This is a genomic window from Helicobacter pylori Shi112 (genome assembly GCF_000277405.1).
Classification (GTDB): Bacteria; Campylobacterota; Campylobacteria; order Campylobacterales; family Helicobacteraceae; genus Helicobacter; species Helicobacter pylori_C.
On sequence record NC_017741.1, the window covers coordinates 1,192,725 to 1,205,565 of the forward strand.

The following is a 12,841-nucleotide window of genomic DNA, read 5'->3' on the forward strand; positions in this document are numbered from 1 at the left end:
TATCTTTTAAAAGGGGTATTGATGCTAACCCAATTAAAAACTTATCCAAAATTACTCAAACATTATGAAGAAATCAAAGAAGCGCATATGCGCGATTGGTTTTCTAAAGACAAAGAGCGAGCGAGCCGCTATTTTTTGCAATTTGAAAGCTTGAGCTTGGATTATTCCAAAAACCGCTTGAACGATACCACTTTAAAGCTTCTTTTTGAATTAGCGAATGACTGCTCTTTAAAAGAAAAAATTGAAGCGATGTTTAAGGGCGAAAAGATCAACACCACCGAAAAAAGGGCCGTTTTACACACCGCTTTAAGAAGCTTGAACGACACTGAAATTTTACTAGACAACATGGAAGTGTTAAAAAGTATTAGGAGCGTTTTAAAACGCATGCGAGCCTTTAGCGATAGCGTGAGGAGCGGTAAAAGATTAGGCTATACCAATCAAGTGATCACCGATATTGTCAATATCGGCATTGGGGGGTCAGATTTGGGCGCTTTAATGGTTTGCACCGCCTTAAAACGCTACGCCCACCCGAGATTAAAAATGCATTTTGTGTCTAATGTGGATGGCACGCAGATTTTAGACGTTTTAGAAAAACTCAATCCAGCCAGCACGCTTTTTATCGTGGCTTCTAAGACTTTTTCCACTCAAGAAACCTTAACCAACGCCCTAACCGCTAGAAAATGGTTTGTAGAAAGAAGCGGCGATGAAAAGCATATCGCTAAGCACTTTGTAGCGGTATCCACTAATAAAGAAGCCGTGCAACAATTTGGCATTGACGAGCATAACATGTTTGAATTTTGGGATTTTGTAGGGGGGCGCTATAGTTTGTGGTCAGCTATTGGCTTATCCATCATGATCTATTTAGGGAAGAAAAATTTTAACGCTCTTTTGAAAGGAGCGTATTTGATGGATGAACATTTTAGAAACGCCCCTTTTGAAAGCAATTTACCCGTTTTAATGGGGCTAATTGGCGTGTGGTATATCAATTTTTTCCAATCCAAAAGCCATTTAATCGCTCCTTACGATCAGTATTTAAGGCATTTCCCTAAATTCATTCAGCAATTAGATATGGAAAGCAATGGCAAACGCATCAGCAAAAAAGGCGAAATCATCCCCTATGACACATGCCCTGTTGTTTGGGGCGATATGGGCATTAACGCTCAGCACGCCTTTTTCCAGCTCTTGCATCAAGGCACGCATTTAATACCCATTGATTTTATCGCTTCCTTAGATAAAAAGCCTAACGCTAAAGGCCACCATGAGATTCTATTCAGCAATGTTTTAGCGCAAGCGCAAGCCTTCATGAAAGGCAAGAGTTATGAAGAAGCGCTTGGGGAATTGCTCTTTAAAGGTTTAGACAAAGATGAGGCTAAAGATTTAGCCCACCACAGGGTGTTTTTTGGCAACCGCCCCTCTAATATCCTTTTATTAGAAAAGATTTCACCAAGTAATATTGGGGCGCTAGTGGCTCTTTATGAGCATAAAGTCTTTGTGCAAGGGGTTATTTGGGATATTAACAGCTTTGATCAATGGGGCGTGGAGCTTGGGAAAGAATTGGCCGTGCCGATTTTACAAGAATTAGAAGGGCATAAAAGCAACGCTTATTTTGACAGCTCCACTAAGCGCTTGATAGAATTGTATAAAAATTACAACCAGTAGGCTTTGTTTGACAACAAGATAAAACCTAAAAAAACAATAAAGCAAAGCTTAATCCCCGTTCTCAAGCGATCCATTCAAAATAATCCGTTAATCATAACGGATTTTAGCACCATATGTTAGCCATTTGAATTTAAAGAGAGTAAATTTTCCACAAATTAATCGTTTTTAGCTTTTAAAAGTTGGATTTTCTCATCATATGCATTATTTTACATATTATAATTATTTCAAAGCTAAGAATAATAAAAATCAAAGAATAGATTTATCTTTAAAAGTATTTGCATTTATCAATCTCATTTTAGGAGGCATGCATGAAAAAGGCAAGTCAGGTTTTATTCTTTGGGGCATTTTTAAGCTCTTCGTTACAAGGTTTTGAAGCCAAGCTCAACGGCTTTGTGGATCAATCCAGCACTATCGGCTTTAACCAGCATAAAATCAATAAAGAAAGAGGCATCTACCCTATGCAGCAATTCGCAACGATTGCGGGCTATTTAGGGCTTGGTTTTAGCTTGTTACCCAAAAAGGTTTCAGACCATGTTCTAAAAGGCAAAATAGGGGGCATGGTGGGATCTATTTTCTATGACGGCACGAAGAAGTTTGAAGACGGATCTGTATCTTACAACCTCTTTGGTTATTATGATGGGTTCATGGGGGGTTATACAAACATCTTACAAACCGATAGCCTTGAAGCACAGAACATGAAGTACAATAAAAATGTCCGCAATTATGTCTTTAGCGATGCGTATTTGGAATACCGCTATAAAGATTATTTTGAATTCAAGGGCGGGCGCTACCTTTCTGGCATGCCTTTTAGAAGCGGGCAAACTCAAGGCTTTCAAGTTTCTGGGCAATACAAGCATGCACGCTTGACTTGGTTTAGCTCTTTTGGGAGGGCGTTCGCTTATGGTTCGTTTTTGATGGATTGGTTTGCCGCTAGGACCACTTATAGCGGGGGCTTTACCAAAAACGATAAGGGAGGTTATGATAGCCATGGGCAAAAGGTGCTTTATGGCACGCATGCGGTGCAACTCACCTATAAACCTCATCGTTTCCTCGTGGAGGCCTTCTATTACCTCTCGCCTCAAATCTTTAACGCTCCGGGCATTAAGATTGGTTGGGACTCTAACCCTAATTTTAGCGGCACAGGCTTTCGCTCAGATACGAGCATCACAGGGTTTTTCCCCATTTACTACCCTTGGATGATCGTTAAATCTAATGGGAGTCCGGTCTATAGATACGACACGCCAGCCACTCAAAACGGGCAGAATCTCATGATCCGCCAACGCTTTGATATAAACAATTACAATGTTTCCATCGCTTTTTATAAAGTCTTTCAAAACGCTAATGGTTGGATAGGCAATATGGGTAATCCAAGCGGTGTGATAATGTCAGGTAACAGCGTGTATGCTGGTTTTTCAGGCACAGCCCTTAAAAGAGACGCCGCTACCATTCTCCTTTCTTGTGGCGGCACTCATTTTGCCAAAAAATTCACATGGAAATTCGCCACGCAATACTCCAATTCAGTGGTCTCTTGGGAAGCAAGAGCGATGATCTCTTTAGCCTATAAATTCTCTGAATATTTGAGCGGCAGCGTCGATCTTTCATATTATGGCGTGCACACTAACAAAGGCTTCAAACCGGGTGAAAACGGGCCTGTGCCTAAAAACTTCCCTGCCCTTTATTCTGACAGGAGCGCGTTATACACGGCCCTAATAGCGTCATTTTGACGCTATGATCACAAAAGATAGCAGGCGTTTTTTAACGCTGTTTCTCTAATCTCTATATATTTATTATAATTTCTTTTCAAACCAAAGCCCTTTTTAAATCATACCCATTAAGCAAAATACCCATCGTCTTTAAAATTGAGCTTTTAAAAAAGCAAGCGATAGCTTTTTAAGAGCCAAAAACAGAAATCCCAAACACCTTTAGTGTCTGCACACTTCACGAACAAAATCAAACTTTTTTCCATGGATTTAAAAGGGGTTAAAACCCCTTTTTTATTCAAGCGGCTTTGATATAGGGCGTTTCAGCCAGCGGCGGGTAAATTTGATTTTTAAAATAAGCGTTTGAGCAAATCCTAACGCTCACGATTAAAACCAGTAGCGCTACAAGCATGAAAAACGCGCACAAAATCGCATCAATAGCGTGGTTAAAAAAGGATTTTTGGAGCGTTTTTAGCGCTTTTTCATCGGTAGTGGTAGCCATTTTTTCTTTGATGATTTGCATTTGCGCCACATGCGAAACGTTATTCAGCACGCTATCATTACTTTTTGGCACCACTTTTAAAATACCGCTATAAAAAGTGATGGATAAAATCAAAACTGCCGGCAAAGCACTTACCATCGCCCCCTTAAAACGCCCCATTTTAAACAACACCACCGTAACCAACAACAACGCCATGCCCGCTAACATCTGATTGCTCACGCCAAATAAAGGCCATAGCGTATAAATCCCCCCTTTAGGATCAATCGTGCCTTGATACAAGAAATACCCCCACCCCGCCACGCACAAAAGAGTGGCAAAAATCCCAGCCTTATAAGAGCTAAGATTGCCCAAAGGCTTATAAACATTACCGAGCAAATCTTGGATCATGAAACGAGCGGTTCGTGTGCCAGCATCCACAGCGGTTAAAATGAACAAAGCTTCAAACAAAATCGCAAAATGATACCAAAACGCCATCACGCTTGGATCCCCTAAAATGTGATACACAATCATCGCCAAACCAATCGCAAAAGTGGGCGCCCCACCGGTGCGGCTCAAAATGGAGCTTTCGCCGATGTTTTTGGTCATCTCATTGATTTCTTCAGCGCTGATACTAAACCCCCATGAGCTAATCACCGAAGCCGCATCAGCTATATCTTTACCGATGCTCACTTCTGGTGAATTGATAGCGAAATAAAGCCCTGGGTGTAAAATCCCTGCGCACACCAACGCCATAAGAGCCACAACGCTCTCCATCACCATAGAGCCATAGCCCACTAGCCTTGCGTCGCTTTCTTTAGCGAGCATTTTAGGGGTCGTGCCTGAAGAAATTAAAGCATGAAAGCCGCTAATCGTCCCGCAAGCCACCGTGATAAACAAGAAAGGGAACACGCTTCCTGCAAACACAGGCCCACTGCCATCTACAAAGGGCGTGATTTTAGGGATTTGTAAAGGCGGAGCGACAAAAATAATAGCCACAACCAACACCCCTATAACGCCAATTTTTAAAAAAGTGCTTAAATAATCTCGTGGAGCGAGTAAAAACCATACCGGTAAAATAGAAGCCACAAAACCATAGCCCATGATCATCCACGCTAAAGAGTTGGCATCAAAGGTGAATATTGACGCTAATTTAGGATCTAAAGAAACATATTTACCCGCATAAATCGCTATAATCAATAGGATAAAGCCAATAACAGAAACTTCTAAAATCTTATGCGGCCTGAAAAACCGCATGTAAAGCCCCATAAGAATCGCAATGGGAATGGTCATAGCGATCGTAAAAAAGCCCCAAGGCGAATGCGCTAAAGCCTTCACCACCACCATCGCTAAAATCGCAATGATAATGAGCATGATCCCTAAAATACCCAAACTTGCGATCATGCCTACAAATTGGCCCATTTCAAGCTTGATCATTTCGCCTAAAGACTTGCCATCGCGCCTAATGGAAGCAAAAAGCACCACAAAATCATGCACGCAACCCCCTAAAACCGAGCCTATCAAAATCCATAAGATAGAGGGCAAGTAACCCATTTGAGCGGCCAGTATCGGGCCTACTAAAGGGCCAGCCCCAGCAATAGCGGCGAAATGATGCCCAAAGGTGATCGCTTTATCGGTTGGCACAAAATCTTTGCCATCATTCCTTACGCATGCGGGCGTGGCTCTGTTATCATCCAACTTTAACACCCTATAAGCGATAAAATGGCTATAAAAACGATAGCCTATGCTATAAATGCAAGCGCTCGCTACTACAAGCCATAGCGTGTTAATGCTCTCGCCCTTGTGTAAGGCTAACACCCCTAAACAGATCGCCCCTAAAATAGCGGCAAAAACCCAAGCCAAAGAAACTAAACTTTTTTGCATGTCCTCTCCATTTAATGGTTGTTTAACCATTGTTGTTAATTTCAGCCAGTTTTTTATTATAATTCAAATTTTCTTTGAATAGGGACTGAATGGCTCATAAACTTTCCATAATAAAGGCTTGGGTTTTCCAAACTTCTAACAATTAGGGTAAATGAGGGCCGTTTTTAAACATGATGCTTTAAAGCGTCATTAATTTTAAGGTATAGCGTTATGGCATTAGATTGGGATTTTATGTTTCACTCCATCCCTGCGTTTCTTAAGGGGTTAGAACTCACGCTTTATATTTCTTTTTTTGGGATTTTGCTCTCTCTTTTGGTGGGGTTTTTGTGCGCAATCGTTTTGTATTTTAAAACGCGCTTTATCTCTCCTATTGTCCATATCTATGGCGAAATTTCTAGGAACACGCCCCTACTCATCCAGCTTTTCTTTTTGTATTACGGGTTGAATGAAATCGGTTTGAGCGCTTTAGAGTGCGCGATTTTAGCGTTAGGGTTTTTGGGTGGGGGGTATATGAGTCAAAGTTTTTTGCTTGGGTTTAAAAGCTTAGCTTCCATTCAAAAAGAAAGCGCTTTGAGTTTAGGGTTTGGCCCTTTGAAAATGATGTATTACATCATTTTGCCTCAAAGTTTAAGCGTTTCTATGCCTTCTATAGGGGCGAATGTGATTTTTTTACTCAAAGAAACTTCTGTGGTGGGTGCGATAGCCCTAACCGATATTATGTTTGTGGCGAAAGATTTTATTGGCATTTATTATAAAACGACTGAAAGCCTTTTGATGTTAAGCGTTGCTTATTTGATCGCTTTGCTCCCTTTAAGCGTTTTGTTTGTGATCTTAGAGCGTTTCTTTAAAAAGAAAGTGGCTTAAAAATGGGAGTTTTACTAGAATTAGACAACCTTAAGCGCTTGTTAGAAGGGTTTGAAACCACCCTTTTAATCGCTCTTAGCTCTGCGGTTATTTCAATCGTTGTTGGGATACTTTTGGGGAGCTTGATGGCGTTTGGTTCTAAAATAGTGGTTTTGGCGTGTCGTGTGTATTTAGAAAGCATTCGCATCATCCCGCTTTTAGCATGGCTTTTTATCGTGTATTTCGGGTTAGCGAGCTGGTTTGATTTGCATATTAGCGCTGTTTTGGCGAGCGTGATTGTTTTTAGCTTGTGGGGTGGCGCTGAAATGATGGATTTAACCAGAGGGGTTTTAACTTCCGTGAGCAAACACCAAATAGAAAGCGCTCTGGCTTTAGGCATGGATTCAAAAAGGGTGATTTTTAACATTATTTTCCCCCAAAGCTTTTTGTCTTTATTGCCCTCAAGCCTTAATTTATTCACGCGCATGATTAAAACCACGGCTTTAGTCTCTCTCATTGGAGCGATTGATTTGTTAAAAGTGGGCCAGCAAATCATAGAACTTAACCTCTTACGCATGCCCAATGCGAGCTTTGTGGTTTATGGCGTTATCTTAATGTTTTATTTTAGTTTATGCTATAGTTTGAGCCTGTATAGTTCCTATTTAGAAAAAAAATTCCAACACATTAGAGGGTAAAATGAGCGTGATTTTAGAAACCAAAGGGTTAAAAAAAACCTATCAAAACCATTTGGTTTTAGACGGCATCAATTTCACTTTAAATAAGGGTGAAGTGGCAGTGATTTTAGGGCCTAGCGGGTGCGGGAAAAGCACTTTTTTAAAATGCCTAAACGGGCTTGAAAAGATTGATGAAGGTGAAATTCTTTTTGAAAACACTAACCTTAACACCAAGGCCACTAACTGGAATAAAATGCGCCAAAAAATAGGCATGGTGTTTCAAAATTATGAATTGTTCCCGCATTTAAACGTGCTAGATAATATCTTACTCGCTCCCATGAAAGTGCAAAAACGATCCAAAGATGAGGCCATTTCTCAAGCCATAGAGCTTTTAAAGCGAGTGGGTTTGGAGCATAAACAACAAGCTTACCCTAAAGAATTGAGCGGCGGGCAAAAGCAGCGAGTAGCGATCGTGCGCTCTTTGTGCATGCGGCCAAGAATCATGCTTTTTGATGAAGTAACCGCCTCTTTAGACCCTGAAATGGTTAAAGAAGTTTTAGAAGTGATTTTAGAATTAGCCACAACGGGCATGAGCATGGTGATTGTAACGCATGAAATGAAATTCGCGCAAAAAATCGCTCATAAAATCGTGTTTTTTGATAGCGGTAAAATCGCTGAAGAAAACAACGCTAAAGAATTTTTTAACCACCCGAAATCTCAAAGAGCGCAAAAATTTTTAGAAACTTTTCATTTTTTAGGGAGCTGTTAAATAAAGTTTGCTAAAAAGATGATTTCAATTTCAAAAAAAGGTGTTTTTATGAAAACAAACGGGCTTTTTAAGGTATGGGGACTATTTTTAGTTTTAATCGCTTTAGTCTTTAGTGCATGTTCTGATAGCCATAAAGAAAAAAAGGACGCTTTAGAAGTCATTAAACAAAGAGGGGTTTTAAAAGTGGGGGTTTTTAGCGATAAGCCTCCTTTTGGCTCTGTGGATTCTAAAGGGAAATATCAAGGCTATGATGTGATCATTGCTAAACGCATGGCCCTTGATTTATTGGGCGATGAAAATAAGATTGAGTTTATTCCTGTAGAAGCTTCAGCTAGGGTGGAATTTTTAAAAGCCAATAAAGTGGATATTATCATGGCTAATTTCACGCGCACCAAAGAAAGAGAAAAAGTCGTGGATTTCGCTAAGCCGTATATGAAAGTCGCTTTAGGGGTGATTTCTAAAGATGGGGCCATTAAAAACATAGAAGAGTTGGAAAATAAAGAGTTGATTGTGAATAAAGGCACGACAGCGGATTTTTATTTCACTAAAAATTACCCCAATATCAAACTTTTGAAATTTGAACAAAACACAGAGACTTTTTTAGCCCTTTTAAACAATAAGGCTATCGCTCTAGCCCATGACAACACTTTATTGCTCGCTTGGACGAAACAGCACCCTGAGTTTAAATTAGGCATTACAAGCCTTGGCGATAAGGATGTGATCGCTCCAGCGATTAAAAAAGGCAACCCTAAGCTTTTAGAATGGTTGGATAACGAAATGGATTCCCTCATTTCTAGCGATTTTTTAAAAGAAGCTTATAAGGAAACTTTAGAGCCTGTTTATGGCGATGGAATCAAACCGGAAGAAATCATTTTTGAATGATTTTTTAGGCTTTGTTTTCTTGACAAAGCGTGTTTTTATCGCTAAATTAGCGGTTTTGTGATCTTTTTGTTTTTAATTTTGAGATATATTTGTTTGACTTTACATTGAAAGGATTTGTTGATGAGTGATTTTTATAAGCGTTGTTTGAAATTTTCATTGGTTGGGTTGCTAGGGCTTTTGAGCGTTCAGCTTGATGCTAGGAGTTTTATTGATGGGGATTTAGACATTCAAAAATTCAGCTATGAAGATTCTCTGCTTAAAAAGGGAGACCCTAATGGCACACATAAAGTGCAGGTGCGAAACTATAAGGGCAAAATGGAAGAAGCTGAAATCCACTCAGAAATACGCATCGCGCTCAAACCGGGGGTTAAAAAAGAAGTTAAAAAAGGCAAGATTTATAGCGCTCAAATCAATGATGGCATGTGCTATGCTTTTAGAATGCTCCAAACCGGCGATAATACCACAGGCCTTGATCCTAAAGAGTTCCCCAAGCAAAGCCGTGAAAAAAAGGGCCGAGTGGTTACTTTAATCGGTAAAGATGAAGTGCCTTATCTTATTTTAGAAACAGATTGCCAAGTGGGCGATATTGCAAAGATCTCTTTGGTGGGTAATTTTGATGGCACCGGTTTTCTTACAGAATATAAATTCAAAGACGCCAAACCCATTTACTAGTCTTCTTTTTAGCTTCATTCTTAAAATCTCTTAATCTTTTGTGGTTAGGAGGTTTTTCTTATTCGTTGGGGGTATTTGTGATCGCATCTTAAAATTTTAAAATGCATGCCTTTTGATTTCAAACGCTAATCAATTAAACCTTATTTAATTTGGCATTTTTACATTTTTAAAAACAAGCCAAGAGAAAGAAAACAAAAGAGAACCCCCCCCTTTTTTTTAGGAGTTTTCTTCTTGCTTATACCCTTTAAGGGCAAAGAAGAGGATATAAAAATAGCACAACAACGGCACACCATAAGCGTAGAGCAAATTTGACTCGGTTGCTGTTAGCATGTCTGTAACCACGCCTTGAATGGGGGGGATTAACGCCCCTCCCACAATCGCCATGCTAATCACCCCAGAAGCCTTAGAAGTGAGATGCCCTAAATTGAGCGTAGCCAAAGAAAAGATTGTAGGGAACATGATAGAGTTGAAAAAGCCCACAAAAGTCAGAGCGAATAAAGCGATCTTGCCTCCAACGATAATGGCTAAAGCAATGAGAACAATAGAGCTTAAGGCGTTGAAAGCTAGGTATTTATTAGGGGCAACTTTATTCATCAAAGCGCTACCCAAGAAACGGCCCACCATCGCGCCTCCCCAATAATACACCAAGTAATGCGCGCTTGATTGAGGGTCTAAATTCAAAAGCTTTTCAAAGCTTAGCACCAAGAAAGAGCCAATCGCAACTTCTCCGCCCACATAAAAAAAGATCCCTAAAGCCCCAAAAACAAAGTGTTTGTGCGAAAACAAGCTTTTTTGCGTCGTTTCTTTAGGCATTTCTTTTTCCACATCAGGCAATTTCAAAAGATACATGATGAGCGCTAAAAGAAGCGAAAACACCGCCAAGCCCAAATAAGGCATTTGAACGCTTTTAGCGTCCGCTAATTTATCTATCAAACTTGCATTATCGCCCATTTTAGTTGCGCTAAAAATCAACAAGCTCCCAAAAATAGGCCCTAAAGTCGTGCCAAGCGAATTGAACGCCTGGACTAAAACCAGGTTTCTGGCTTCTTTACCTTTTGAAAGCAAGGTTACAAAGGGATTACCGGCGGTTTGCAAGCACACAATCCCGCTCGCTAAAATAAATAACGCCCCCAAGAAAAACCCGTAAGAGCCAAAATGCGCCGCCGGGTAAAACAACGCGCACCCGCTCGCTGTGATCACAAAGCCAAGCACCACGCCAAAAGGGTAGCCGATTTTACTGATCACATTCCCAAAAACGCCTCCCATGATGAAATACGCCCCAAAAAAGCAAAATTGAATGAGTGAAGCTTCAAAATAGGTCAAGTCAAAAATGGGTTTTAAATGCGGGATTAAAATATCGTTTAAAACCGTGATAAACCCCATTAAGAAGAATAACGCTGTTAAACTCCCCAGCGCCAAGGTGTTAGAAGTTTTTTGCATACCATTTCCTTTGATTGAACTGATACAATAATAATAATGCTATTGTAATTGTTTTGAGATAATAAATTACCCAAATTAAGGAAAAAAGCCACAAAATGGGTAAAAAATGCAAAGCTCTTTAAAAAGAGCTTAACGAAAAATAAACACAGAAACAGAAATGATGCAGAGAATGATAATGCCCGAATTGAGCGCTTTGAAGTCTTTTTGAACTAATTTGATGATACCATAAGACAAAAAGCCAAAGGCTAAGCCATCGGTAATGGAGAAGGTTAAAGGCATCATCACCACGGTTAAAAAAGTGGAAACGCTAGTGGCCATGTCTTTAAAATTCACCCCCTCTAACACGCTAAACATCAAAACCCCTACTATCACTAGCACCGGGTAAATCGCATTGCTAGGAATGGCTTTTAAAAGAGGCAAGCAAAAGAGCGTTAAAACAAAAAATAGCCCGGTAAAAACCGCTGTAAGCCCTGTGCGGCCCCCCTCTTCAACCCCACTCGCACTCTCTATAAAAGCCGTCGTGGTAGAAACGCCCACCACCGCGCTCCCTAAGGAAGCCACCGCATCCGCTTCTAAAGTCCTTTCTAATTCCTTGTTTTTTTCTTCATCATTGAAAAAATCAGTCTTGTGGCCAATCCCTGCAAGCGTGCCTAAAGAATCAAACAAATCGGTTACAAAAAAAGTGATGATGACTGGCACTAACGCTAAAGTGAAAGCCCCACTCGCATCAAAAAAAATGCCCTTAAAGTCTAATTGAAAGGCGATAGGGCTAATACTAGCGGGCATGGAAAAAAATTCGCTAGGGTAAGGAGCCAGCTTTAAAACCCATGCAAGAAGGGAAGTGATTAAGACCGCTATAATAAAAGAACCTTTGATTTTAAGCGTGTAGAGCGCAAAAGTTAAAATGATCCCTACAACCCCCAATAACACATGCGGATCGCTAAAATCGCCTAAAGTTACAAGCGTAGCCTTATGGGTAACTACAATATGCATTTCTTTAAGGCCAATAAATGCGATAAAAGCCCCTATCCCCGCACTCACCGCACGCCTTAAATCGCTAGGAATGCTTCGCATGACCCAACTTCTAAATTTGGTGAAAGACAGGATCACAAAAATCGCTCCAGAGAGCGCTACGATGCCTAAAGCGCTCTGCCAAGGGAGTTTTAGCCCTTGAACCAACCCGAAGCTAAAATAAGCTGATAGCCCTAATCCCACGCTCATAGCGATGGGGGTGTTTGCCCACAACCCGTTAAACACGCTCGATAAGATAGTGATAATGGCCGTTGCACTCAAAAGGGCTTCATAAGGCATGTTGGCTTGAGAAAGGATAAGAGCGTTTAAGGGCACGATGTAAATCATGGTGATAAAAGTCGTTAAACCCGCTCTAAACTCGGTGGCAATGTTAGTGTTGTGCTCTTTAAGCTTGAAAAACCCCATGTTAGATAACTCCTTACTATTTGGTATAGATTAATTTAATAAGGGGCTTTGGGGTTATACTACCACTATTTTATTTTAAATTGCCTTAAGACGCTTGATTGTGTTGTGTGAATCAAGAGAAGTGAGTAAAAAACCCTTTTTTTAATGGAAACCACAAAAAAGCTCATCTTATAGGGCAATTTTACTCTTTAATGGCTTTTAAAGAGAGCGTTTTTTTAAATTTGAAAAGATTGTTGCAAAACAAACGCCCCCATAAGTGCAATTATGGGGATAAATTCTAAAAAGGAGTTTGCCATGGAAAATTAAAAGTGGCGAAAGTATTATACCTTGAAATTTCTTTTTTAGGGTTTAATCATTGTTTTTTGAAAATTTTTAGCTTTAGAGATTTTTTAGAAACCCCTCC

10 protein-coding genes are annotated in these 12,841 nt (G+C 40.2%); 7 read left to right on the forward strand and 3 right to left on the reverse strand.

Annotation, left to right across the window (positions count from 1 at the left end; genetic code table 11):
• The first annotated feature begins 21 nt into the window (after positions 1–21).
• Entirely contained in the window at positions 22–1,659 is a 1,638-nt protein-coding gene (gene pgi, locus HPSH112_RS05720; protein ID WP_000957578.1) for a glucose-6-phosphate isomerase, read from the forward strand.
• 308 nt (positions 1,660–1,967) lie between these two features.
• Positions 1,968–3,383, forward strand: coding sequence for an outer membrane family protein (locus tag HPSH112_RS05725; protein WP_000710293.1), 1,416 nt, complete (start codon positions 1,968–1,970; stop codon positions 3,381–3,383).
• 274 nt (positions 3,384–3,657) lie between these two features.
• On the opposite strand, the gene HPSH112_RS05730 is transcribed toward HPSH112_RS05725, so the two are convergent.
• The gene (locus tag HPSH112_RS05730) at positions 3,658–5,751 is read right to left on the reverse strand and encodes a carbon starvation CstA family protein (RefSeq protein WP_195727941.1); all 2,094 of its coding nucleotides are present in this window, start codon (positions 5,749–5,751) and stop codon (positions 3,658–3,660) included.
• Positions 5,752–5,931: 180 nt separating this feature from the next.
• On the opposite strand from HPSH112_RS05730, the gene HPSH112_RS05735 reads away from it, so the two are divergent.
• From HPSH112_RS05735 to HPSH112_RS05755, 5 genes are all read left to right on the forward strand, one after another.
• Positions 5,932–6,585, forward strand: a complete 654-nt coding sequence (locus HPSH112_RS05735) for an amino acid ABC transporter permease (RefSeq protein WP_001162506.1) — start codon at positions 5,932–5,934, stop codon at positions 6,583–6,585.
• A 2-nt stretch (positions 6,586–6,587) separates the two neighbouring features.
• Positions 6,588–7,259, forward strand: coding sequence for an amino acid ABC transporter permease (locus HPSH112_RS05740; RefSeq protein WP_000538573.1), 672 nt, complete (start codon positions 6,588–6,590; stop codon positions 7,257–7,259).
• A 1-nt stretch (position 7,260) separates the two neighbouring features.
• On the forward strand, positions 7,261–8,007 hold the full coding sequence (locus tag HPSH112_RS05745; protein ID WP_000111310.1) for an amino acid ABC transporter ATP-binding protein: 747 nt from the start codon (positions 7,261–7,263) through the stop codon (positions 8,005–8,007).
• A gap of 48 nt (positions 8,008–8,055) precedes the next feature.
• On the forward strand, positions 8,056–8,889 hold the full coding sequence (locus HPSH112_RS05750; RefSeq protein WP_000856005.1) for a transporter substrate-binding domain-containing protein: 834 nt from the start codon (positions 8,056–8,058) through the stop codon (positions 8,887–8,889).
• Between the two features lie 120 nt (positions 8,890–9,009).
• Entirely contained in the window at positions 9,010–9,561 is a 552-nt protein-coding gene (locus tag HPSH112_RS05755; protein WP_001279439.1) for a hypothetical protein, read from the forward strand.
• Positions 9,562–9,777: 216 nt separating this feature from the next.
• On the opposite strand, the gene HPSH112_RS05760 is transcribed toward HPSH112_RS05755, so the two are convergent.
• Together HPSH112_RS05760 and HPSH112_RS05765 are read right to left on the reverse strand one after the other, a co-directional pair.
• Entirely contained in the window at positions 9,778–11,001 is a 1,224-nt protein-coding gene (locus HPSH112_RS05760) for a sugar MFS transporter (protein WP_001173108.1), read from the reverse strand.
• Positions 11,002–11,130: 129 nt separating this feature from the next.
• Positions 11,131–12,438: an NCS2 family permease gene (locus HPSH112_RS05765; RefSeq protein ID WP_000505483.1), complete on the reverse strand. Its 1,308-nt coding sequence runs from the start codon at positions 12,436–12,438 to the stop codon at positions 11,131–11,133.
• Positions 12,439–12,841: the final 403 nt, after the last annotated feature.